The 24,194-nt window shown below is 64.7% G+C and carries 17 protein-coding genes and 2 pseudogenes; 6 read left to right on the top strand and 13 right to left on the bottom strand.

Annotated elements, in window-relative coordinates; translation table 11 throughout:
• Window positions 1-66: 66 nt before the first annotated feature.
• From ACWEJ6_RS41040 to ACWEJ6_RS41025, 4 genes and pseudogenes are all read right to left on the bottom strand, one after another.
• Window positions 67-870 (bottom strand): alpha/beta fold hydrolase, encoded by an 804-nt coding sequence (locus ACWEJ6_RS41040; protein ID WP_452431009.1) that lies wholly within the window; start codon window positions 868-870, stop codon window positions 67-69.
• A gap of 194 nt (window positions 871-1,064) precedes the next feature.
• Window positions 1,065-2,162, bottom strand: coding sequence for an SIS domain-containing protein (locus ACWEJ6_RS41035; protein WP_452431007.1), 1,098 nt, complete (start codon window positions 2,160-2,162; stop codon window positions 1,065-1,067).
• Window positions 2,159-2,974: a BtpA/SgcQ family protein gene (locus tag ACWEJ6_RS41030; RefSeq protein WP_452431005.1), complete on the bottom strand. Its 816-nt coding sequence runs from the start codon at window positions 2,972-2,974 to the stop codon at window positions 2,159-2,161. Before ACWEJ6_RS41030 ends, ACWEJ6_RS41035 begins: the two co-directional genes overlap by 4 nt.
• A gap of 2,303 nt (window positions 2,975-5,277) precedes the next feature.
• A pseudogene (locus ACWEJ6_RS41025) lies at window positions 5,278-6,191 on the bottom strand (IS982 family transposase).
• A gap of 157 nt (window positions 6,192-6,348) precedes the next feature.
• Between ACWEJ6_RS41025 and ACWEJ6_RS41020 the strand changes: the two are divergent.
• Window positions 6,349-6,477 carry a hypothetical protein gene (locus tag ACWEJ6_RS41020; protein WP_452431003.1) on the top strand — a complete coding sequence of 43 codons (129 nt, stop codon included), beginning with the start codon at window positions 6,349-6,351 and terminating at the stop codon, window positions 6,475-6,477.
• A 494-nt stretch (window positions 6,478-6,971) separates the two neighbouring features.
• Here the strand turns inward: ACWEJ6_RS41020 and ACWEJ6_RS41015 are convergent, their stop codons facing one another.
• The 4 genes from ACWEJ6_RS41015 to ACWEJ6_RS41000 all read right to left on the bottom strand — a co-directional run bounded on the left by ACWEJ6_RS41015 (window position 6,972) and on the right by ACWEJ6_RS41000 (window position 10,429).
• Entirely contained in the window at window positions 6,972-7,130 is a 159-nt protein-coding gene (locus ACWEJ6_RS41015; protein ID WP_452431001.1) for a hypothetical protein, read from the bottom strand.
• A gap of 196 nt (window positions 7,131-7,326) precedes the next feature.
• Window positions 7,327-7,815 carry a very short patch repair endonuclease gene (locus ACWEJ6_RS41010; RefSeq protein ID WP_452431013.1) on the bottom strand — a complete coding sequence of 163 codons (489 nt, stop codon included), beginning with the start codon at window positions 7,813-7,815 and terminating at the stop codon, window positions 7,327-7,329.
• Window positions 7,816-8,138: 323 nt separating this feature from the next.
• A complete protein-coding gene (locus tag ACWEJ6_RS41005; RefSeq protein ID WP_452430999.1) occupies window positions 8,139-9,446 on the bottom strand; it encodes a DNA cytosine methyltransferase in 1,308 nt (435 codons plus the stop codon).
• A gap of 89 nt (window positions 9,447-9,535) precedes the next feature.
• On the bottom strand, window positions 9,536-10,429 hold the full coding sequence (locus tag ACWEJ6_RS41000) for an Eco29kI family restriction endonuclease (RefSeq protein WP_452430997.1): 894 nt from the start codon (window positions 10,427-10,429) through the stop codon (window positions 9,536-9,538).
• 176 nt (window positions 10,430-10,605) lie between these two features.
• Here ACWEJ6_RS41000 and ACWEJ6_RS40995 point away from each other — a divergent pair, with 176 nt between their 5' ends.
• The 3 genes from ACWEJ6_RS40995 to ACWEJ6_RS40985 are packed head-to-tail and all read left to right on the top strand — an operon-like array spanning window position 10,606 to window position 15,206.
• Complete coding sequence (locus ACWEJ6_RS40995; protein WP_452430995.1) at window positions 10,606-12,942, top strand: ATP-binding protein; 2,337 nt, start codon at window positions 10,606-10,608, stop codon at window positions 12,940-12,942.
• 9 nt (window positions 12,943-12,951) lie between these two features.
• Window positions 12,952-14,613, top strand: coding sequence for a DEAD/DEAH box helicase family protein (locus ACWEJ6_RS40990; protein ID WP_452430993.1), 1,662 nt, complete (start codon window positions 12,952-12,954; stop codon window positions 14,611-14,613).
• A gap of 2 nt (window positions 14,614-14,615) precedes the next feature.
• Entirely contained in the window at window positions 14,616-15,206 is a 591-nt protein-coding gene (locus tag ACWEJ6_RS40985; RefSeq protein ID WP_452430991.1) for a hypothetical protein, read from the top strand.
• On the opposite strand, the gene ACWEJ6_RS40980 is transcribed toward ACWEJ6_RS40985, so the two are convergent.
• Genes ACWEJ6_RS40980 through ACWEJ6_RS40970 form a run of 3 tightly spaced genes read right to left on the bottom strand, consistent with a single transcriptional unit; the run spans window position 15,172 to window position 20,888 of the window.
• The gene (locus ACWEJ6_RS40980; protein ID WP_452430989.1) at window positions 15,172-16,941 is read right to left on the bottom strand and encodes a hypothetical protein; all 1,770 of its coding nucleotides are present in this window, start codon (window positions 16,939-16,941) and stop codon (window positions 15,172-15,174) included. The genes ACWEJ6_RS40985 and ACWEJ6_RS40980 overlap by 35 nt on opposite strands.
• A 13-nt stretch (window positions 16,942-16,954) precedes the next feature.
• Window positions 16,955-19,999 carry a helicase-related protein gene (locus ACWEJ6_RS40975; RefSeq protein WP_452430987.1) on the bottom strand — a complete coding sequence of 1,015 codons (3,045 nt, stop codon included), beginning with the start codon at window positions 19,997-19,999 and terminating at the stop codon, window positions 16,955-16,957.
• A complete protein-coding gene (locus ACWEJ6_RS40970) occupies window positions 19,986-20,888 on the bottom strand; it encodes a sigma-70 family RNA polymerase sigma factor (RefSeq protein WP_452430985.1) in 903 nt (300 codons plus the stop codon). The genes ACWEJ6_RS40975 and ACWEJ6_RS40970 overlap by 14 nt, the downstream gene beginning before the upstream one ends.
• 816 nt (window positions 20,889-21,704) lie before the next feature.
• On the opposite strand from ACWEJ6_RS40970, the pseudogene ACWEJ6_RS40965 reads away from it, so the two are divergent.
• Together ACWEJ6_RS40965 and ACWEJ6_RS40960 are read left to right on the top strand one after the other, a co-directional pair.
• Window positions 21,705-22,379: pseudogene (locus ACWEJ6_RS40965) on the top strand (glutamate--tRNA ligase); the annotation flags it as partial.
• Window positions 22,373-22,495, top strand: coding sequence for a hypothetical protein (locus ACWEJ6_RS40960; RefSeq protein WP_452430983.1), 123 nt, complete (start codon window positions 22,373-22,375; stop codon window positions 22,493-22,495). The pseudogene ACWEJ6_RS40965 and the gene ACWEJ6_RS40960, both read left to right, overlap by 7 nt.
• A 304-nt stretch (window positions 22,496-22,799) precedes the next feature.
• Here ACWEJ6_RS40960 and ACWEJ6_RS40955 read toward each other — a convergent pair whose 3' ends face one another.
• Entirely contained in the window at window positions 22,800-23,456 is a 657-nt protein-coding gene (locus ACWEJ6_RS40955; protein ID WP_452430981.1) for a hypothetical protein, read from the bottom strand.
• Between the two features lie 177 nt (window positions 23,457-23,633).
• A complete protein-coding gene (locus ACWEJ6_RS40950) occupies window positions 23,634-23,915 on the bottom strand; it encodes a hypothetical protein (RefSeq protein WP_452430979.1) in 282 nt (93 codons plus the stop codon).
• Window positions 23,916-24,194 lie beyond the last annotated feature (279 nt).

Genomic DNA, 24,194 nt, shown 5'->3' with positions numbered 1-24,194 from the left:
CGCCTCGTCACCACTACGCTGGCCACGGGGTCTCCGGTATTTCGTTCTTCTTGGTCGTTGAACCAACTACCGGAGACCTCTTCGTTCAACGATCACCGACACGCCACAAACCCGTGATCTTTCGAAACACGGCCTAGTCAGGTTCAGAGCGACGCTCGTCTCGATCAGATCGGCGGGGACTTCTCGCGCGGCCCAGTCGTGGTAGTAGCGGTAGCCGAGCAGCCGGACACGGGCGCGCTCGATTCCGAGCGGCTTCAGGTAGCGGATCACGGCTCGTCTCCAGCGATCGAGGTCGCCCATGCGCCAGCCGAACTCCTGGACCGCCTTTTCCGTGGACAGCTCATGCGTCGAGTCGACGAGGATGAGCCCCGCGACTCGCTCCGGGTGGCGCGCGGTGTACAAACGTATGATCGCCCCGCCCAGGCTGTGCCCTACCAGAATGTATGGGCCCGATACCGCGGCCGCCTCCAACACGGCGTGGAGCTCGTCGGCGAGCTCGGAGGCGGTGCGTGGCCCCGGCACCCAGTCCGACCAGCCGAGCCCGCCCCGGTCGTACAGCAGCACACGATGATCGGGAACGAGCTGCCGCTGTATCACGGCCCATTCCAGGCAGTCGGTGCCAATGCCTGGCACCACCACGAGTGCCGGCCCGTCGCCGTCGCCCTCGAGCCACACATGCACGCGCCGGCCGCGCACGTCGAGCAGCTCGCCGGGTGGCGGGAATCGGCGCCGGTCGGCGCGTTCGCCGAGGACTTGATACAGGAGGCTGCCGATGGCGGCCCCGGCGGCTACAGCGGCGGCCGCCTTGACGATGGGGGTGAGATGGCGCCCCCTGATGGCGCGCGCGGGAGTGCGTGGCGGAAACGTCATGATCTGTGTTCTCCTTTCACGAGGCTCGCCCCGCCGGCTCTTCCATGTCCCCGCCGTTGGCTGAAGGCACGCGGTGTGCTGGCGACGCTGTCCTGGCGGCCGCCGCGCCTGTGACGCGGCCGCCCGAGTCGCTCGGCTCTACCGGCGCCATCGTTGACTCGTTTGGGGCGTCGCTTCGTGTGGCCTGGGGGTAGCTACGACGGATGGTGCGTGGAGAAGGGCCGTAGGCCGAGAAGGCGGGTGATCTCATAGGACAACTCGCCGGCGAACACGTGCGACACCAGCGCGGAGAACTCTTCTGGGACCAGGCCCTGTAGCGGAAGCACCACGTCGGCATGGGCCGCCATGTCACGGTCGTCGTCGTTGGCCACGGCCACCACGAGGCGCCCTAGATTCTGGGCTTTGGCGGCCACCGCGACCGCCTGATCATGACCGCGGCCTGGTACCGCGATCACGATTGTCGGCATGTCAGACGGGTGAGCAAGCCTCTCGACGTGCGCCCATTCCTCCAGCTTCTGCCCCGCGGCGTACCGCCCGGCTGACTCGACTATCTTGGCGGCCGCGAACCGCGCGCTGCCGTATGCCGGTCCGGTGCCCAACATCATCATCACCGGCGCGTCGGCGACCCGAGCGGCCAGATCCTCACATCGGTGCCGCGCGGCGGCGACGGTGGCCTGGATGGCCTCGGCTGCGGCCATCAGGTCCCCGCGCCGCCCGCTGGAGGGCCGCGGGTGCCACAGGTCACCCAGCTCGATCGCGATCGATAATAGGGCCAGCAGGCTCGCCTGATAGGTCCGGATGCCGGGGCAGGGCCGCAGACCTGTCAGCGGCGTCACCAGCGCGTGCTCGGCCACCTGAGCCAACGGGCTGTCGGCGGTCGAGGTGATGGCCAGCGTGCGGGCGCCATGCCGGCCGGCTCGCTCCAGCGCCTCAACGACGCTCTCGTTGCCGCCGGAGGCGGAGACGCCGACGACCGCGGTGCCCTCGAGCGGAGCGGACGCCTGATCCCAGGGCGTCTCATACTCCAGTAGCGTGAGCGGGCTGAGAGGCTGACACCGCACATCGGCCCGGGTCTGGAAGGCCATCTGGGTGGCGAGCGCGGCATGGTAGGAGTCACCGTTGCCGGTCAGGTAGACGTGTGAGACCCGAGTCCACGACCGCGCGACCTGTCGCGCCTCGGCGCGTGTGTGATCATGCCAGGTTCGGAGATCGTCGGCGAGTGTGTCGCTCTGACGGCGAATCTCATCGACGGTGTAGTGATAAGCCTCTCCCGCCTCATCCGCTGTGCTCATCGGACAGGGTCGCCGATCCGTCGCATATACGATTTCACCTTCGCGATGTCGATGGCGCTGCCCCAGCCTCGCGATTCCAGACAGGTGCCGACGAACGCGCCATCCGCGCCGTCGTCGCCCGCCAGTAACCGGGCCGCGTTACCGTGATGGGTGTAACCCGCCAAGATGACCGGTAGGTTCGGCGCCGTCGCGCGCACACGTGTGATCAGGCTCAGAGTCTCGTCATCGTTTGAGCTGCCCACGGCCACCGCGTCCGCGCCGGCTTGCTGAGCCGCCTGCGCCACTTCCCCCACATCCTTGCCACCTCCGAACCACTGGTAATGCATCGAGGCCACATCGGCGATGATCTTCACGTCCCACGCGTCGATCTTGTCGCGGTATTCCATCACTTCGAGAGGATTAGCCCGCACCAGCCCACTGGACGTCATCGTGGCCCCTACCAACGCGCCGACGCGCACGAACGTGCCACCCGCGACCTTCGCCACTGCCAGTGACGCGCGCACCGCGTTTCGCATCACCTGAACACCGACCTCGAACCCCGGCCCCGTCGCCTCGACCACGGCGCGCACGATCAAGCCCAATGCGGCGATCCGGGCAGGATCAACTTCTTCCCCCGCCGCGTAGACCCGATCAACCGTCTGCACCAAACAGCCGCCCGCGCCGCCATCGCGTAGCGCGCGTGCCGACTCTACAGCGGTAGCGAGGATCGGCTCCATCCCGGCGCCGCGGTAGAACGGCGTGCCCGGCAGCGGCTGCAGGTGAACCATGCCCATCACCAGCCGCACTGGCGGCCACGGCGTTTCTGCCTCCATACCAGCTCCTCAGCAGGACGAACAAGCATTTACGGACGCGGTTCGATCAGCGAGCCCCTGCCACCATCTCACCCTCGGCCGGACACGCCTAGACCCTTCTGCGGACCGTCAGAAGTGCGCCGGGGCCAACGCCGCGACTGACCGCCGGGGACGGAGCGTGATCAGTAGCGCAGGTGCCGGCAGACTACCCCTGGCCTTCGATTGCCAGGTCTACTCGATTCGCGATCTACTAGTCGCCATCACCGAACCGGCCGAAGTGATGGGACGGCTCGCCCGCCAGTCCAGGTCGCTCGCGGCGGGCTGGGCGTGTTCGACCGATGCCGCCGTGAGGTGCCACTCTGCCCGGGACGAGCGTCACGCACAGCCATGACGCGTAGAGGACCGAGGCGGTAGAAAAGCCGATCTTCACGGGAGCAGCGGCACAGACCCTAGGAAGCCGGTGAAGATCTGGGCCCGCTGACCGCCGGCTTCCAGGTGCTCGTGGCCCGCCAGACCGTGCCGGAATGGCGGGCGATCCTGGACGCGGTTCGGCAATTCGAGCACGCATGCCCGGTGAGCTGTTGGGGGCTCGCTGGCGTGCGGACTCGGTGTTCCGTTCGTCGCTGCTGAACTGCGGGTACGTGCGGCGGTCATGGGCTTGGGCGGGGTGCTGACGTCGGCCAAGGCTGAGCTGGTGTCCCGTGCGTTGGCACCTGCGGATCGTGGCGATCTGGCGTCGCCCCAAGCTGGCGGCCTGCAGCGATCCGGACCGCTGGCGGGTAGCGGCCGCCAGCACCGTCCAGCCGCAGGAGTTATTGGGCGGCGCGGTGGTGCGGGCCATCGATGAGACCCGCGTCGTCTCCTGCCACACGCGCGCGCCACCTGGATACCGCGCGCGTGCCGGCCCGAGATCGACCTTTCCGGCGAGAACGGGCCGGTCACGAGCTGCGGCCCCATCTCCAGTGCCGCCACGAACGAGTACGGCCAGCCCGGGATGAACCGCGACGCGCTCTTGGCCCGGCCGTAGCTATGGCAGAACAGCCGCTCGGCCGAGCGGGCGGCATCCGAACGCAGCCATGGAGACACGTCAACCGCCAGCACGATCCGCCCGTCCGTCCAGCGATCGCCACGGCGCGGCCGGTACGTGATCGTGTGTTGGATGACGCGGGCCAGGACTGCCCTCTGGACAAGGCGGGTGCGGCCGAGCCGACCGGCCTGCCTCACGGGCCAGCAACCAGGCCTGGACCATCGCCGTCGCAATCGGCTGCGACCTGCTGGCCTGGTTTCGCCTGCTGTGCGGCGAGAGCGAGCTGGCCATCGCCTAACCCTCCGCTCCACGCTACACGCCGCTGCAGACCAGCGCCCGCCTGTTCCACGGCCAGCGACGACGCACCATCAGGTCCCCCGCACCTGGCCCTGGGCCCACCAGGCGCGACACGCCATCGCCGCCATCCCCGCGCAGCCCGCTCCCCCTGCGCACCACACCCGCCCTTGGCCTCCCGAGGGAGAAGCCGCTGGCCCGTGGACCCAGCACCACCGGCGTGACCACCGGCCCCAGTACCCTGACAAGTGAATCGCCCCGAATTTGATGGAGACCACGTCCAGCCGTCTCGATCTTGGAGACGTCTAGACGATCGACGTCGTCGGCCATGTACGGGTATGGCGAGTGTCGAAACAGGGACGCCTGTGAGGGCCGGCCCTTGGGGTGCCGGCCCCTCACAGAGGCTCTATCGGACTCGCGCGCAGGATTTAGGGATGTAGCCGACCGTCACAGGCCATCCGAGCTCGTTCACGGCGTTGATCCTGATGGCGTGCCACTTGTAGCCAGAGCCACACGTGCCCGCGTAGCCGTTAGAGCCGTTTCCGGCGAAGAAGCCGCAGGTTGTCAGGGTGGTACCGACGGCGAGAGACCGCAGGGGCTGACTATCGTTGAACGGGAATTCCAGAACGGGGGCGTTCCTGTGGGTGATCACGATGCGGGACTTCTTGGCCACTACACGAAGGCTTGAGATCTTGATGCCCTTCTGGCCACAGACGGCTGCGGACTGAGCCTGTGTCCCCTGCGTGGTCTGTGAAGTCTGAGCGGTTGCTGGGGACGTCGCGAGTGTGAGCAACGCAACGGCCCCGGTTGCGGCCATGAGAGCCGTAGTTCTTAGCATGCGCATGTTCTCCTTGAGCTCTGCGAGATTGGATCTATCCGGCCGTACGGAGTGATCGCCGAAAGCGTTCACCGCTATAACACTTTTGGTATGGCAAGTCGGATGCGTGTAGGAGGTCTGGGAAGCCTGGACGTCTAGATGGTTGAGTCCAAGGGGTCGGGGTGATCAGTGGTTGTAGCGGGTGAGTGATCTCTTGATTGGCTGGCCGGTGTGATCGTTGTGCCAGATGGCCGCGGTCAAAGCCAGAACCTTGACAAAGACGTGGACAGTAACGCCGGCCGGGGTGCGGCCACCGTGTCGTTCGAGGTCGAGATGGCCTTTGAACGTCTGATTGATCGACTCGATGGTCTGGCGTAACGGCTTGAACAACTGCGCGGCAGCCCGCTCAGCCTCACCGGCCCCGGCCGGGCGCCGCAGCCGCACCCCGCCCTCGGCCAGCTCCCGCTCGAAGGCACGACCGTAGAACTGCCGGTCGGCGATGAGCGTCGGACGCCGATGCTCGGCCAACACCACAGGCGCGGTGGCCAGCATGCCCGGCAGCACCTCGCGCTCATCGGCCTTGTCGCCGCTCAGCGCGAACAGCACCGGCAACCCGCCCAGGGTGCACACCAGGTGCGGGCGCAGCCCCCAGAAGTAGCGGGAGTGGGAGGCGCGGTAGCCGTACTCGGCCCACCGGGCCAGCGCGCTGCGCCGCGCGGTCTCCACCGAACGACCGCACTCCACCGGAGTGGAGTCGGCCACCCACACCTCATCACTCCACAGCGAGGTTTCGCGGGCCAGGAACCGGATCACTGCCGCTACCAGGGGGATCGATTTGCGCAGCCGCTTGCCGTAGCCCGACTGCTGCGGCAGGCGGGGGAACATGCCGCGCAGTTCGGCGTTCGCGTACCGCGGCCAGCGGCGCTCGCGGTGGTAGCCCAGCAAGGCCGACAGCACCGTCAGTGTCACCAGCTCGGCGTCACTCAACCTCGGCACGATGCCCACCGGGGCCGCCACGGGGCCAGTTCCGGCGCACTCTTCAGCAGATCGTCAACCCTCACATAGAGTGCGGTTGCGAGGCTGTCCAGTTCGGTCGTCACAACCCGAGAATGGACATCCTCGCCCTATCTCCGCAGCTATGCCTTGGACTCAACCATCTAGTGGGCCTTCGCCGCCATCACCAAATCATGCGGAGCGCGAGGCCACTACGACCAGCGACGAGCCGCCGGAGACAGCCACAACGCAGCCTTAAGGAACTTGGCCAACAAGATGCTGGCCAAGCTCTGGCATTGCCCGCGCAACGGCGTGCCCTACAACGAAGCCGTCGCCTGGCCCCGGCCGCTTGAAGCGAAACCCCTGCCGCCGCTTGACATCTCACTCGCGTGAGGTGTCTACATCCGCACCTGGGACGGCCTGTTCTCCCTCGCCACCGTGATCGACTGCCACAGCAGGCGGTCCTGGGATGGGCGATGGCCACCCACTACCGCACCGACCTGATCAAGGCGCCATCCGGATGGCGTCCGGCACCGGCCCGCTCCAGCCCGACGCCATCTTCCACACCGACCGCGGCCCGAGAACCACACCTCAGATGAGTTCGGCCGCTTCCTGACCGGCCTGGGCATCCACCGCTCGGTCGGCCGGACTGGCGTCCGCTACGACAACGCGACGGCCGAATGCGATCAAGAACGAATGGCCGCACCGCTTCCTCCTCACCACCCGAGCCAAGGCCAGACGGCAGGTCACCCGCTAAATCGAAGGATTCAACAACCACCAGCGCCTAAATTCGGCGCTCGGCTATCGGCCACCCTTCGAGGTGCTCAACGAGTCCCTTTCAACCCCACCGGCCGCATGGGGTACGCCGTAAAGACGGCTGTCCGGAATCACCATGGCCTCCCCAGCGGTTCGCCTTCGTGGTCGAGCCAGGCGGCGCGGTGGGTGAGCCGGGGATGCGGTCGGTCCCAGGCGCTCGCTTCGGCCTTGCCGTGATGGGTGGTGCCGGTGATCGTGCTCACCGCAGCCTCGCGCCAGGTGTCGAACACGACAAGAGCCGGGTCGGCTAATCATGGAACAGCAGGCTCCGCTTGCAGCAGCCATGGAGAACGGCAAATTCTGGCGGCGTACCGGCAGGTGAACGAGTGTCGGCCCCCGCACGCGCGGGGAGGGTCCTCCTCCAGATGGTCGCGCGCCTGGTGTGGACGGCGTGTCCGTGGCGCGCCAAAAGTCGAGTCAAGGCTGCTACTCAGGGTCGGAGTCGATATTCCTCCGCCGGTGATGAGCGACACCGTTTGGCGAGTAGCCTCGTACAAGCTCGCCGATTCGGGCGGCAGCCTCCAGCATGTTCTCGTGCTCCCACACCCGGATGATCGTCCAGCCCGCCTCACGCAGAAGTCGGTTGGTCTCTCGGTCGCGCTCCTGATTCGTGGCGATCTTCTCTTGCCAGAAGTCGGAGTTCCTTCGCGATGGCCGGTAATGCGCTGGTTCTGGGCAGCCGTGCCAGTAGCATCCGTCCACGAAGACCGCGACTTTGGCCTTGGTGAACACCAGGTCGGCTGTGCGGCGCACATCAGCGAGTGGTCGTCGGGCGACGTGATATCGAAGCCCAAGTGCGTGCACCGCGGAGCGGAGACGAAGCTCTGGCCTCGTATCTCGATTCCGGTTGGCCCGCATCACTTCCCTTACGGCTGGAGAGGACGCCCACGACTTCTCCGAGACAGGCGGCGTCATCAGCAATCCCTTGGCTTTCGCGGCTCGCCATGCCTCGGCGAGGTTCTCAGCGCGAGTGTCGTGGTCGACCTCTCCTACATAAACGGCCGGCGACTTGCCCTTGTCGGACCACCGCAGATACGCGCGAATTCGTCGAGTCTTCGCGTACAGCTTAAGTTCTATGGACGCGCAGGCGCGGCGGCCTTCCCCAAGATCAACGTACCGAACGCTGTGTCCTCCGGCCGCGCGGTCTTGCTCGGCGGAGCGTCCTTGCCGAGTGCGAGCGCGCCCCTTCCACGCCCGCTGAGGTGGCGGCTTGTCCTTCCAGCGCCCCTCGTCAAGCCTCATCCGCGTTCCTCGGCCTCACGCAACGTTTCGCCTACGGCTTTGGCGAAGACCTCTCCGAGGCGGACCGGTACGGCGTTGCCTAGTTGCCGCATCTGCTCACCTCGAGGCCCTTCCAATGTCCAATTGTCGGGGAAGGTCATGACTCGCGCGGTCTCCCGTACCGTCATGTAGCGGTGACTTCCATCATCGAGAAGTATCACCGACTCGCCACCAGGAACCCCGTGTACGCCAGCTTTCACCGTCTTGGCTGGGCGGTCCAGTTCGTTAGGAGTGTGGCCCGGATAGATCCGGGCGCCGGGCCAGCCGATGTGATCGGTGAATTCGCCGAGGCGACGGTCCACGCGATCGAGGTACCCAACCGGTATGGGAGGTAGCGGCTTCCCGTCGTTCTCGTCGACGCCCTGGATCGCATCGCGCAGGGTCCGCCATGGCCGCAGATCATCCGCGTCAACGAGGGTGTTGGGCACGCGGGCCATGACTCGCTCACGCACCTCATCAGGAACGTCATGCCTCTTCCAGTACGTTCCATCGCGCATGGACTGGTGGAGGGCAGCCTCCGAATGGGTGGGTCGTACCCGCCGCTGAAACGCTCGCATATCGATGCTCAAGTCAGCGCGGAACGCGACGATGATGATTCGATGGCGGACCTGTGGCACACCATAGTCCGCCGCGTTGACCTGGGTCACCACCACGTGATAGCGCTGAGTCGGATCAGTATCTCCCTCAGCGAGCTTGTGACGCAGGGCGGCGTCGTGTTCCTGCCACAGCGCATCGGCCTTCCGCTCCTCGAACGGAAGTTCGAGCTCACGCAGGATGTAGTCGAAATACGGCTTGAAGGAGGGGCGGAGCAGGCCACGCACATTCTCGCAGATCACCGCTTTGGGCTTCATCTCCCGGATCGCCCGGAACATCTGGGGAAACATGTTCCGCTTGTCCTCGTCGCCCTTGGCCACACCGCCGAGGCTGAACGGTTGGCACGGAGGTCCGCCGGCCAGGACGTCCACCATGCCTTCGAGGTAGGTGAAGTCGACCTTTTGGATGTCGCCCATCGCTAGTGGAGGTCGCTCGCTCGGCCCGGGGACCCAAAGATAGTCGCTCTCCCCGTCGGCCTCCTTCTCGGCCACGTCCACGACGATCGGCTTTTCCCCATTCGAGGCGAGGGTCTCGCACGCCCGCGTGGCGAACTCGTTGAACAGCAGAGGTCGGAACCCAGCGCGACGCACGGCCATCGCCAAGCCGCCACCGCCCGCGAACAGTTCTACACCGGTACGGTCCGGGTCCGGCACTTGTGGCTGCTCAAGCATCTCCAAAGTGTACCGCGGAGTTAGGCATCTTCAAGCACTTTCGGACATTGATTCGAGATTTTAGAACCTCCACCGAGGACTGCCGGGTGTCAAGCGTCATCCCGTTCCGCGGCCAAGGTGTTACCTTCCGCTATCTCCTCGGGATCGGGTTGCGCCTCAGACAGATCCGCCGCCGCGACCCAATCCCCGTCATCGACGCGGCGTCCAAACGCCGCGTTCTCGGCGAGGAAGTCGTCAACCCGATAGACCCGAGAGCGGCGGTCCGCCGCGCCCTTCCTCGCGGGAGACCAGATCATGTTCGCCCTCAGGCCATGCAGCCGCCGAAGTCGGGACTCCCGTTCCGGGTCGTCCTCGCCCCGCAGCGCGATGGAGATCCCCGCGAGGATCCGCTCCTCCATCTCAGCGCGAGTGAACCGCCTGTTACACCAAAGAGTGGCGGCGCGCGGACGACCCGGGTGGATCGAGTCCCAGATGGACCGAGCGTTGGTACGCGCACTGCCCGCTGGGTTCGCGCCGAATCCTGGCATCAAGGTGTTCCACAACACCGGCGCGTAGGCTCTGAGCAGCGCCCGTTCCCCCAGGACGATCCACACGTCGTCGAGAGGAAGCACCCGGACGTCGAAGTCGGCGACGGAGAGGTCGCCATGAGGTTCGGACGCTTCCGAGATGCTCATCCGATGTTTGCCGGCGATGCGGTCAAAGAGGGCTGGCTTGGCCTCATCGGGCGGATCGCCATAGCTGCTGTTGCCCGCCTCCGCCTTGCCGACGTAGACAGGGACGTCCTTGTTCCTCAGCTCCGCGTAGATCGGGTGATCTCCGGTGTAGTACAGCGCGTAGAGCCCCGCGCCAGGGAATTCGGCCAGGGACTCCAGGGGCACCCGAGAGCAATCGTCCACAGCCTCACGGAGGTTGCGGCTCAACTGATCAAGGCTCAGGGGGTCGAACTTCCCGCGGGCGACGTGAGCTAAGCGAGGAATGGACATATCGAGAGGCTACCGAGGATCTTCGGTAGCGGGCTCGACGATGAAGGATCTCAGGAACGCTCGGCAGGGCCGTTTCTGTCGCAGCCCGTAGCTAGGCTGAGAATCCTGGCGCGGCCGCACACAGTAGGCGCGTCTGACCGGACGTCGAAGCCGACCCACCCCAGAAGGAGAACGACGTGTCGCTCGAAGCCAATGTGCGGCCGCATGGAAGGATCTTGTCCGTCCTGGGGGACATCGAGTTCTCCCAGTGGCAGTGCCTGGCCGAGTTGATCGACAACTCCTTCGACGACTTCTTGGCCCAAGAACCGGACTCGCGCGCCGGCGAGCGACCTACCGTCACCGTGTCTTTGCCCGGACGGACCAGTGACGTGCGTACCGCCGAGGTGTGGATTCGCGACAACGGCCGTGGCATGGATCTCGAAACGCTGACCAACGCGGTGCGCGCGGGATGGACGAGCAACAGCAGGTACGGCTCGCTCGGCCTGTACGGGATGGGCTTCAACATCGCCACAGCCCGCCTTGGCCGACTCACCACCATCAAGACCACCCGCGCGGGCGACCCATCGTGGACGGTCATCACCCTGGACCTAGAGCAGTTGGCTGGCGGCGATGACTATCGGGTGCCGGTCCGGCACGAGCCGAAGGACGACATCAACGAACACGGCACCCAGATCGTGATCAGTAGGCTGAAGTCGGATCAGTGGGAAGCGCTCTCCAGGCAGGAGAGCAAGATCCGTGAACAGCTCGGCGACGTCTACAGCTACTTGCTCCGCGAACACGGCTTCGTCATCACGGTGAACCGCAAGAGGGTCGCCCCGAGGGTGCCATGCGTATGGGATGAGTCCCGGACCGTCACGCGAAGCGGTGCTGACATCCCGGCGATAATCAAGATCGATCGCCAGCTCCCGCCCGCCAAAGCATGCAGGGACTGTGGGCGCTGGAACAAAGAGTGGGTCGAGGAGTGCGACGATTGCCAGAGCGGAAGGCTTGATCTGCGGGAACGCCGGATCTGGGGATGGATTGGCGTGCAGCGCTACCTGCACAAGACCGACTACGGCATCGACTTCCTTCGAAACGGCCGCAAGATCCTCATTCGAAGCAAGCGTTTGTTCTACTGGGAGGATCCAGACACTCTCGAGCAGGATCTGGAGTATCCGATCGACTCCCAGCGCCATCGCGGTCGCTTCGTGGGCGAGATCCACTGTGATCACGTACAGGTCAACTACCAAAAGAACGCCTTCGAATACGACAGCCCCGAGTGGCGCATGATCATCCGCTCGCTTCGAGGAGACAGCCCGCTCCGCGAGAAGATCGCCAAACGGCTGGGGCTCCCCCAGAACGAGAGCCCGCTCGCCAAGCTCTACACGGGATATCGCCGCGAGGACCCCGGACTGAACTATCTGGTCCCCGGCGACGGCCGACAGGCGCTGTTCGACAAAGCCGTCGAGTGGGCGAGGAAATTCCGCGATGGTCACCCCGACTATCAGACGGACCAAATCTGGTACGACGCCGCCTACCAACACGATCACCCCGTTGTACCCGAGCCCGCTGGCGACCCCGAGGATGTCTTCGGCGAAATGGGCCTCGACGACCCAGTCACCTTTGATCCCGAAGATCAGAGGGGATCTGCTCCCGGCGGATCCACCACGCCTACAGCCGCTCCCCCGCCGGCCCCGTCGGATCCCGTGGAGACCCTCGATCAGCGACTGGCGCGATACCGCGACAACGCGGCTCAAATAGTCGACCTAGCGGGTCGCTACGAGGCACCCGAGCTCGGATACGTCGAGCTGACAGCATGGGCTGTGCGCGAGCGTGAACTCACCGACCCCGCCGGCAACCCAGTTCCAGCCTTTCGGCAGATGGCACGTGCCCCCAGGCTAGAGATCTTCATCGCGGCCAACCACCCGTTGCTCACCGACTACGGCATCGAGATGCGAGATATCGCCATGATCGAGGTCGCGGAGTACATGCGGGTGCGAGGCGCGCCCACCGGCCGGGACCCCAAACCACTCTCCGCCGCGCTCTTCGAGATCAAGAGCAGGGCGGTCGATCAGAAGGTCACCCCAGACGTTCTCGCCAACCGCGCGAGCAGACTTCTCGACCGCTTGCGTGACGCGATGCAGCGGGAGATCAAGGGAGCGCCTTCGGCGTACTGGGACATGCTCCAGGAGTCGGAGCGGACGCTGGCACAGCGGCGTTTCGCGGTCGAGGCGGGCGACGCCGCCTGGGAAACGGTCGTCGAGTCCGGCGATTTCGTCCTCTACCTGCCCGCCAGCGGGCTGGTCCGCCTTCTTGAGAGGCGTCCCGAGGCGTTCCTGGACGGCAAGGTCTTCAAGCGCGCGTACGTCAATCTCACCGACGATATCTCGCGCTCACTCATCGTCTCGCGGTTGGTGGGCTACGTGAGCGACCTGGCGCTCATGGAACGCCAGCCCCGGCTCGGCACCATCGAACTCCAGCGCGTACGGCTGAGCTGTCTGCTGGTCGAAGCCGATCTCGCTGACGCGGAGTGAGGGCTCGCGATGACCGGTTTCCTCGACCCGCCGTTTTTGCTGGAGCTTGGCCCCCATCAGTTCCCCAGACAGGTCGAACGCCTGATGTGGCACCTCGGTTTCGCTGACGTCGCGAACATCGACGGCTCTGGCGACGAGGGCGGCGACCTCCTTGGCAGGCGAGGCACCCAGACCTGGGTTCTGCAGTGCAAGTGGAAGAAGAACGGCGCTGTCGGCGCGAGCGCTATCGACGAGGTGGCGCGCGCCCGCGACACCTACCGCGCGACCAAGGCCGCGGTCGTCACCAATACCCGGATCAGCGCCGACGCTATCCGCCGGGTTGATCAGCTCGCCCTTCTCGCGCCACGGATCAATCTATGGTCCGGGCTTACCCTGCATCAGGCCTTCGCGAAGGTTCCCGACCGCTTCAGCGAAGTACGTCTTCGGCCGTACCAAGCCGACGCCTGCCAAGGGCTGAACCAGTCTCTCGAGGAGACATCTCGCGCGCTGCTCATCCTCGCCACTGGCATGGGCAAGACCGTGGTCAGCGGGGAGGTCATCAACCAGCACCTCCAACGGTTTCCCGATGACCAAGTGCTGGTCGTCGCCCATACCAAGGACTTGGTGGACCAGTTGGAGCGAGCGCTGTGGAGACACCTGCCCAAGAGCGTGAAGACGAGACTGCTCACCGGCGAGGAGCGTCCAGATGATCTTACCGGGGCGACCTTCGCGACGCTCGCCAGCGCGCTCTACGCGGTGCGGCGTGGATATCGTCCAGCCCTAGTCGTGGTGGACGAGTGTCACCACGTCGGGGAAAACGGTCAGTACGGTGAGCTGCTGGACAGCCTCACTGACTCCCGACAACTTGGCGTCACCGCGACTCCCTGGCGCGGAGATGAGTACGACATCACCCAGCGGTTCGGGGAGGCCTCGTTCACTTGCGGCGTCGAGGAAGGCATGCGTCAGGGCTACCTGGCCCAGGTGGACTACCGCCTGTTCGTCGACAACATCGACTGGGACGCCGTCCGCGAGGCAAGCCGCAACGAGTACAGCGTCGGGGATCTCAACTCCAAGCTCTTCTTGCCTCAGCGCGATGAGGCGATCCGCGACGAGCTGGCGTCGGTTTGGGGCGGTGTTCCTCGGCCTCGCGCGCTCGTCTTCTGCCGTACCATCGAACACGCCGAGCGCCTAGCCGATCTGCTACGCCGGAACGCCCCGTGGCCCAATGTCTTGGCCATCCACGCCGCTCTGCCCAAACGTGAACGACAGACTCGCCTGCTGGCCTTTAGATCGGGTCAAGTGCCCATCCTCACCTCGGTCGACATCCTCAACGAGGGCGTGGACGTTCCCGATGTCAATATCCTCTGTTTCGCTCGCGTCACACACAGCCGGCGTATCTTCGTCCAGCAGCTCGGGCGAGGACTTCGGCTACGGGAGGGCAAGGAACGGGTGGTCGTGCTCGACTTCGTCAGCGACCTGCGGCGCATCGCCGCAGCGCTCAACCTCCGGCGCGAGCTCGAAGCCGATGACATCGAGGTGCTCGCGGACTTCGCCCGCTCCTCCATCGAGTTCTCCGATCAGCGCGTCGACTCACTCATGAACGAATGGATCAAGGACGCCGCGTCCTTGGAGACCGCGTACGATGACGCTCGCCTCCAGTTTCCTGATCCGTTCATCCCCCCGGGTTGGTAGCCATGTCCGAGATTCCAGAAGTGATCCGCGAGCACGTCATCACCGAGCTCTACCGCCAGGCGGACGAGCTGAACTGGGAACTTCTCTCAGCCAGCGAGAAGAAGCGCCAGTACCAGAAGTGGATCGAGGACTCTCGTGTGGGCGGGATCCTGCGTGAGTTCTTCGACGACCACCGGATGGGGACGTGGATCAAGGACACCCCGATGAAGGAGTACGCCCGCGCGCAGGAGGGCTTTGGCAGCACCGCGAAGTACGCGCGCAGCCGGTTCCCCGGCCCGGATGTCCTGATCGGGCAGGCCCTTGGTCCCGAATGGATCGTTGTCCCCAACAGCGTGGACGATAAGCCCATGCACTGCCTGGCCGCGGCTAGAGCATCAACGCGTTATGTGTGCTGGGGACGCCCCAACACCTTCAGAGACCTGATCTGGGCGGCCCTGAACAAGGCGATCACCATGTCGGAGAGACCGCTGGTGATCGTCACGGAGCAGGATGGGATCAGCGTGTCGGCGACCGAAAGGGCGACTCAGGCCGCGATCGCCGAGCATTGCGGCCTCGATCTCACCTACATCCACCGTCGTCTCCAGCGGATTTGACCGGCGCGGCGAGGTAGCCGGAAGAACCGAAGAGCACCTTGCGGTCCAGGAAACGGTTGAAGTGGTCGCAGGTTGGCTCGCCAAGATGCATGCAGGCGTGGCAGGCGCCACCGTTGCGTTCACAGGCGGGGTCTAGCGGGCATCGAGATTCGGCGTGGACGAGGGTGTTCAGGAAGTGATGGAGGTCGTTCTCGAAGACGGCTTGGAGGCCGCCAAGGACGAAGTCTCCGCGGGTGGCGGCGAAAATGAAGAATGTCAGGTGGCGAGGTACGAGGTACTCTCCGAGACCCTCGCGATCGACGCCGGCGAAGACGGAGAGTTGGCGTATGACCCGGTGGGAGTAGGAATGAACGAGGGCTAGGAGATCCTCGCCCAAGGAGGGCACTTCTTCCGGCTGGGTGAAGCGGCTTGGAACCTTCGCCGAGGCCGCGATCGCCTCCCGAATGGCGCGCCCTCCTGTGGCGGAAGGGATGTCATGACCACGCGCGAGGAGCCATCGGTACACTCGCGCGGCGTCGAGTTGGAACATGAGAGCTTCCGCTTGCTGGAGGTCGGCGTAGACGCGATAGCTCGAACCCGCGCCGTGGAACCGACTGAGGCGGGCGGAACCAGGATCCATGCCTCCTCGTGTGAACCCGTACACGGCCTTGAGCACCGGAAACCGGTCAATCAGGTCTACGCCGGTGAGGCCGGCTCGGTTCATCGAGACGGGGTAGTCATGCTCCAACAGCTTCCGGTGGGACGACGTGGTCTTGGCGGTGATCAGGTCTGTGACCAAAGCTCGCGACTCGCTCGTGGCGAGCGCGATGTCGACGGCCTCGCGCTCCGCGGCATCGATGAGTTCACTGGGTGCGCCTGCCAGCAGGCCCAAGGTGTCCTCTGAGGCGAGATGCCCTTCCTTGTTCGCGACCTCGGCCATTTTCTCCGCGACGGCGCGGGGGATGCCTTGGGCCATCAGCGCGTCCACGATGGAGGATTCAGTAGCTCTGTTGATGTCGGGTGAACCCTCGAAGCCGCTGAGTGCCCAGATCAAGGATCTACGCTTGCCTCCACCAGCGATGATCTTTCGCATCCTCTCCCGGCTGGGAGGGTTGATCAGCACGAAGGTCTGGGGAGAGTAGACGCTCGCGGCTCGATGGACGTTGTACGTGATGTTCTTGCCGTTCTTACGGTCGGAGTAGGACTTCCCGCACGGGCAGGCGCGGTGCCCGAAGCCTCTCCGCAGGACGTTCTCGCATACTGGACAGTCGAATGTTATCTTCGCGGCCTCGATACTGGACTGGTGACGCATTCTGGTCTCGCCGTGCGTCGGGCAACGGGGGATGATCGGAGCCTCCAGACGGCCGCATTCGTGGAAGCCGACGAAATGGAGCTGTCGGAGCGAATCATGCCCGGCCCCGCACGCCTTCGGCCTCTTGCCGGTCTCCACTCTTCGGCAGACTTGGCATACCCAGACCTCCGGGAAACGTTCGACCCGAACTCCTTGCTTGGGATTGACACGCACGACCTCGATTTCCGTGCCCGCCCACAAGGACTTCACAACCCCGGGGTCCAGTCCGCCGGCGACCCAGCCGCTCATCTCGTCGATCAGGCGTTGGCGGACCATGCTGTCCTCTACATCGATTGTGATGGCGCCTTTCCATTCGGCCGACTTCCAGATGCCTCCGCGCAGGTCCGCGGTCTGCTCGGGGAGTAGACCATAAAGGACCTGGGATCCACTGCGCTGGTCTTTCATCAGGGTGAACCTCCTAGTCGTCGCTTACGGGTATCTGCGCCTCGACATCGCGCAAGGACCGCATGGGCTTTCGTCCCTGGTCGAAGAGTTCGTTGGGAAACCTAGCTCCGAATCCGTGATCCTCCAGTCGCATGAAGTAGGCGTTGAGTTGCTGTTGGATGTCGGCGAAAGCCATGTGCTGGGTTTCGTCGATACCCAGAGCGATCGCGCAGGCGAGGGCCTCCCCTTCGCTTCCGATGCCGGTCATGGCGAAGTACTTGCGGAGCAGGTCGACCGTTGTGAGGCGTTGAGCGGGGGATTTGGGCTCGTGGATGAAAAGCCTGCGGGACTCGATGGCCGCTGGAGTGGTCAGCTGCAGGACCCGTCGGCTCGAACGGGTGACGGGAATGGGCTCGACGAAGCGGTCTCCTTGGTGGATGAAAGGGCCGAAGTGGGAGTAGACGGTCGCGTCGCGCTCTCGGCCGATCTTATGGATGACGTACACGAGGCCGGGGTGCGAGCGTCCAACGCGGGCGGTGGCCTGGATGAACTCGGCGGTCGTCAGCGGGACGCCGAGCACGGTCATGATGTTCAACCGATTGATGTCCACGCCGTGCGACATCATGGAAGAGGCCGTGACGGTGTGGATGCGTTCCGCGAAGTTGGGTTCGGGATTCTGCAGCCTCTCTAGCGCTTCTCGGACCTCGTCGAAGGCCGCCTGTCCTGTGAGGGCGACAACGTTCAAGGGTTCGACAGGGACCTGAGTCCCCAGCGAACGCCGCGCCGCCTCGACGTCCCGAACGGTATTGCCGTAGATGACGTTTGTCCCGTAGAGGTCGAGGAGCTCCGGCGCGTAGAGGGTGGGTACGCCCACCTCGCCACAGACCACTTCGGGGTCCTCGAGAAGCCGACGGACAGACTGTTGGAGGATGGTCGTCGTCCGGTCCGAGACCCACTCCAGCGTCACTCCGCGCGGCCACACAGCGACGAAACGACGCAGGAGGTTGTCGGTCTCCCTGCTCCAAAAGGACTCGCCCGCTGAAGGTCCGGGCACCGGGAAGACGCGGCCTTCTCGCTGGTAGAGGACATCGACCTGCCGCTCGTATCCCGTAAGGGTCGCGGACGAGGCGATGATCTTGGGACGCGTGCCGGTCAGTTCCAACTGCAGAAAGTCCAAGAGCGACTCGTAATGCGAGTCGACCGCGCCGAGGGAGTCGCGCAGAAGGTGCAACTCGTCCTGTAGACGAAAAGACGGCGCGAATCGCTTCCGGTCATGAGCGCTGATCGGCTCCACCGTCGCCTGACAGTCGGGCACCAGGCAGCCGTTGGGCCGACTAGACCGCTTGGCGTACGTATAGCCGTGCATCCGCTCGGCGCAACGCCCGGAAGGACCTTCGACGAACCCTCGCATGTTCGCCTGCATGGCGATCAGGGACGCCTTGTCGAGTGTTCCGATGACGACCGTGGGAAGGAAGCGGTAGATCTCCTGGTCCACGATGAAGAGGGGGAGCGGGTCACCCTTCATCGGGCAATCATCGGCCAAGCAGATGTGTCGCAACGTCCAGTTACCACGGTGGAACTTGGTGATGACCTGCTTTGACTGGCAGAACGGGCAAACGCTAAGGATTCGGTAACGCTCCGGCATGCCGTCGTCGTCGACATCGATCGGGTTGCTCTCCGTTGGAGCCTTGGGGATCTCGTTGGGAGTGGCGCCGGCTCCTACGAAGTACCCAAGGGAGATCGGAGCGCCTCTCACCTGCTCCTCGCGTCGGACCAGCTCGGCGGCGGCCAGGGCGTCGGCGAAGCGCTGGGTCTGCTGGAGGGACAGCATCCGGAGCGGGAACCGGCTCCACGCGCTGATGCCCGTCACCTTGCCTCGGAGCCTGTCGTAGAAGGCGGTCAGTACGAGGAGACCTAGGTAGGTCTCGGTCTTGCCGCCTCCCGTGGCGAACCAGACGGTCTCCACGAAATCCCCATCAGGACCAACGTCGCTGAAGCTGGGAAGAACGGACAGGATGAAGCCGAGCTGGAACGGGCGCCAGCGGTCATAGGCTCCGTGAGAGGCCTTGTCCATCGCGAGGTTCATGAGAGAGAACGCGCGCAGGAGCTTCACGTCCCGCTGGAGAGCGTCAAGACCTCGTCGAAGCCGGGAAAGCTCCTCCTGATGATCCTCGGCGGCGGCTCGTGCCTCCTCTAACATCTCCGGGTTCCACGCCTCCGCGGCTTGCCGCTCCTCCAACCGTTGGTTCGACCAGTGGACCTCGCCCCAGCGACGATACGCCTCGATGAGTTCCGCCACCTTCGAGACCGGATCGGCCGCTAGTCCTCGAAAAGTGAGGTCCAACCGGTCTGGAGATGTCCCGTCGAAGGTGTACTCGGGGCGGCGCCGTTCGACGACCAAGGTATCCGTCGTCCTCAGAGCGCCCGCGGTCGTGACCTCGACTCCGCAGTTGATGCCGAGAGCGGGCATCCGTCGGTCGTAGCGGAAGCTATCCGGCAGGGACTCCAGAATGAAAGGTGCCGTCTCCAGGCCAGTGACCTCGATCTCGACTTCGAACAGATGCCGTTCGCCTCGGGGGCGGGCGGTCTCCGGGGTGATGTTGACGAGCTCGATCACGAGCTCTGGCGCCCCGCGCCAGGAATCGTCAGTCACACGCACTTGGGCCATGAGGCCGTTGGCTCCCGCTGCCGCTAGGGCGTTGGAGATCGAACCTGTCCCGAATCTCTCCGCCTCGGCGTTGGGCCTCACCTCTACGGGGACCATGACATCGATCCGTTCGGTCTTAGTCCAGAGGTCGTCCTTGGAGTCGACACAGTTCCACGCCGCGGCTTTCACGCGGACGTTGAACGACCAGGGGCCGACCGAGGTGGGCCGCACACGCATGCCCACCGCGCAGGGGTCCATGCGGCGCTCTCGCTTCATGCCCTGAGCGGTCTCCGTCTCGGGAGCCACCCGACCGAGCCAGAACCGGCCGGCGGGGCTGGTGTCGAGAGTGAAGAGATCGTCGCCTCGGCCAACCACAGTGACCTGATCGTCGAGCCAGGTCACGAAGCGCCGATAGGCTTCAGGCCGCTCCATGTAGACCCTCCTTGAAGTCGCGAGCGAGTTGCACGAGAACCGCGTCGGACCGGATGCGTTCCTTCACCTTCTTCTCAAGCTGGCGAACCCGTTCACGCGAGATGCCGAACTCCTGTCCCAGCTGCTCCAGGGTCATCTCCTCGTGCCCGTTGAACCCGCACCGGCCTTCGAGTATCCGCAGGAACCGTCGGTCATATCCAGAAGCGATGAACTCAATCCGCTTGTGAATGGCGTTACGCATTTCGATTTCGATCACCTTGTCTTCCACGGAATCCGTGAGGCTGTGCAAGACAAGCTCCCCGAGGGAAGTCAGCTCCCCTCCCTCGGTATTGAGGGGGGCGTCGAGGTGGACGACTGGCGCCGCGTAATCCATGATCGCTTTGATGGTGCCGGCACTCTTTCCCAACGCGGTGGCGATTTCCAGGATCGTCGGGGCTGTTCCGTTGCGAACCTCGAAACCCCGAGCGTAGCGGCGGATCTCATTGACCTGCTCCCAGACATGGACGGGGAGTCGGATGGCGGTACTCTGATTACATATCGCCCTGGAGATGGTTTGCTTGGCCCACCATGTGGCATATGTGGAGAATTTGTAACCGAGTTGAGGGTCGAATTTCACGGCAGCTCGATCGAGGCCAAATATTCCTTCTTGAATTAGATCGTCAAGTTCGAGGTCTCCTGCCGACGGGAGAAAGCCCCTGGCTATACTGATCGCCAGTCGAACATTGCTAGCGATCAAATACTGGCGAGCTCGGTCTCCATCCGTGATCAGTTCGTCGAGCCGGCCAGTCGACTCCCCCGCCTCACGAGCCTCCCTCGCGCGTATTCCCATTTGAATACGGCGCGCCAGTTCAACCTCATCTTCAGCGTTGAGGATTCGATGCGCGCCCATCCGAGTCGGAATCTCGGAGTTAAGCCGCAGGCCGCGACGCCCGGGGCCGTCGACTGGGGGCTTCGCGCCGGCGAAAGAGGAAGATCGCGGAGTCTCTTCGCCGTCTTCTAGAACCTCCCGCTTGGCGAGAGCGTCGATAAGCCGAGCGGTGTCCTCAGGACTAAGGCCTCGGCGACCAGCGACACTGACAGCGTGACCGCGAGAGATTCGGCCCATCCGCTCCGAATCTTCGATCAGTACCTCGAGGCACCGCGCGAATGGCCCGACTTTGTCCACGGAAAATCTCCACGCCAACCGTCGCCAACGAAGAAGTGTGCCCGTTCCCACGAACTGGAGCGGATTGGATCGTAATGAGTTACCGGGCAGAAGGTCAAGAGCCACAGAAAAGGGTCTAGATTGTACATGAATTGGACATGAAGAGATAGTTGTCCGATTCATTGACGCGCCTCTTTTCGCTGGATACGCTCATCCGCGAGCGGCGTTAATGTAAGTGAACTCATCGGGTACCCGCCAGACTGGCGTTCTTGCATCAGCTGGTACTCGCCACCGCCATGATCCCCTTCGTCAGGAGGGGGCACATGGCGGCGACTCGACCGCTCGCCGATCCCGGTGTCGTCGTGCGGGACGTGGTTGTCCACCTCGATGTCGCCAGCCCGAAACGTACGTGTCGCATCAGGTTCTGGACGCGCCACTGGACATGGCGCGTTCAGGCGCCCGCTCACCGCGGACGGAGTTCCCGCTTGTCCGCATGGAGTCATGGTTCTCAGCAGCGGAAATCTTCCTAAACTCCCGCGGTCCAGTAGGTAGGGTTACCGCGTGTCTGGGTCTCTGGTTCGCGTGCGTTTCGCGCCTTCTCCTACTGGAATGTTCCATGTGGGTGGCGCGCGGTCGGCTCTGTACAACTGGGCGGTGGCGCGACAATCGGGGGGTACGTTCGTGCTCCGCATCGAGGACACCGACACAGCCCGTAATCGGCCGGAGTGGACCCAGGGCATCATCGACGCCCTGGCGGCGATAGGGATCAGTACCGCCGATCCTGCCTTCGAGGGGCCGTACTTCCAGTCCGACAACGCCGAGCGGCACCAGGAAGCGGCCCTGCGGCTGTACGCGGCCGGGCGGGCGTACTACTGCGACTGCACCCGTGAGCAGCTCAAGGAGCGGACCGGGTCCGAGCATCTGGGTTATGACGGGTTCTGCCGTGAGCGCGGGCTGGAGCTCGCCGAGGGACGGGCGCTGCGGTTCCGTACACCGGACGAGGGCGAGACCGTGGTGGAGGATCTCGTCCGCGGCAAGCCGATCTTCCCCAACAGCGCGATCGAGGACTTCGTGATCGCCCGGGGCGACGGATCGCCGGTGTTCCTGCTGGCCAACGTGGTCGATGACCTGGATGAGGGCATCACGCGGGTGGTCCGGGGCGAGGAACACCTGTCGAACACGCCCAAACAGCAGCTGCTGTGGGAAGCGCTGGGCGCCAGGCCACCGGTATGGGCGTCGCGGTCACGGGCCGGACAGTCGGACTGCCACTGTTTGAGTCCCTTGAACTCCTAGGCCGCGATCGGACACTGGCACGCCTCGATGCTGCCCTGCTGCGACTGTCCGAACTCTAGGTGACCGTCGCCAGCAGGGTGCTCCACTCTCGCTGGAAGTAGTTGAGGTTGTAGTGGGCGAGAGCGTCGTGGGCGAGTTTCATGTCCTCCGGTGGTACCGCGGCGCGCTCGTGTAGCCGCTGCGCGAGTCGTGAAGATCGGGGGTGGGCTGGCCCGTCAGCTCGGTGAGGTCGCCCAGGCCGGCGATCGGCTGGAGGAGACACGTCAGGCCAGCCAGGAGCGCCTCAGCAGCGCAGCGGCTCCAGCCTTCGGCTGTCTCAGGAACGAACACGCCGACGTCGCGGGCGCGTAGCAGGCGGAGGTACTACTGGCGGGGCAGGTCGAAGTGCGGGCCGAGGCGGCCGATGGTGTTGCCGCCGGTAGTGATCACGTGCAGCCGTCGGTCCCGCTCGGTGGCCATGGTGATGAGGTGGCTGCCTTTCCCATGTACCGCCTTACCGGCGTAGACCAGTAGGCCGTCACGTGGCAGATCATTTTCGGCTCGGCATTCCTCCTTGTCCCCGCCGCGAAGGAGTTGTAGATGACGTGCACCTTGTCCACGCCGCGGGCTCGGAGGAAGCGGGCCCAGTTGGGTGCGACGTACACGACGGCCGCGCACTGTGGCAGGACACTGAAGAGCCTGCTGCCACAACTGGGGCTGGATCGGGGCGGAGTCGTGCTGGAAGGGCTCGTAGTGGTGAAATACGAAGATCGTCTGGGCTCTCCTCTCGGGGGTGAAGAGCGGCAGGCTGAGGTCGCCCCAGACGAAAGCACCAGGCGTGTCACGCAGGGTTCGGACCTGCGGGGTGATGGCGGCCATGTGCCGCCGCACCGTTCGCCAGATGCGAGTCCGGTCAGCGCGCTTGGAGTCCGGCACCGTCCGCCAGGTGATCTCCTCGCTGGTCAGCCGCTGAAGCATCCGCAGGTAGACACGGCCTCCGGTGTGGCCGGTGGGGGCCAGGAAGTGGACGATGCGCGTCATGCGGGTGTTCATCCCGCTGGTCCGGTAGTGGTCGTACTCGTACCTCTCTGGGAGCACCTCGTACGCGGCCTCAGTTCGGAGCCTTCCGGCTGAGCCGCCTGGGCGAGTGGGAGGTAGAAGTGTGTCAGAGATGCGATAAACCGCTGGTGGCGTGCGGTATCTGGAGAATGGCGAAGGTCAGAGGGTGTGGATGCGGTCGGCGAACCGGATGACCAGCCCGTTCGAGCTCAGTCTTCTCACCTTGGTGCGCCAGACGGCTTCGTTCGTAGGCTGCCTCGAACGGCCTTCGAGGCGGTGGTCGGGCGTCATCGCCCGTAGCTCCTGAATGAAGAAGCGACCCAGGCGGCTGGCGATGTCGGGCTCGGAACTCGGCGCTACCTCGAGGGCATTATGCGGCAGGCCGAGGATCAGTGTTTCGGGGTGAGACGCGCGGAGCTCGTCGCGCGGGATGGCTCCCACGGTAAGAGGGTGCTCCATGTAGGCGAGGCCCTGATCGCGTATCCGTCCTTCGTAAACAGCGAGAGAGAGGGCGCCTGCGGCCAGGGCCTGGCCGTGATGTTCGGCGGGCCAGGTGTGCGCGGTTCCGAAAATGAGTCGTGGGCAGCACGTGCGACGCCATCTACAAGGAGCCTGATTGCCTCAAGCTGGTCGTTGTCCAGGAGAGTCTCAACAATTAGCCAGACAGCCATCGACTGAGCTGTTCTACCGCGCAGCCAGCCGAGGCTGTCAGGCGACGGC

This window comes from Nonomuraea sp. NPDC004702, assembly GCF_053601695.1.
Note: the sequence above shows the minus strand (reverse complement) of the source record. Positions and strands in the feature narration are given on the sequence as shown.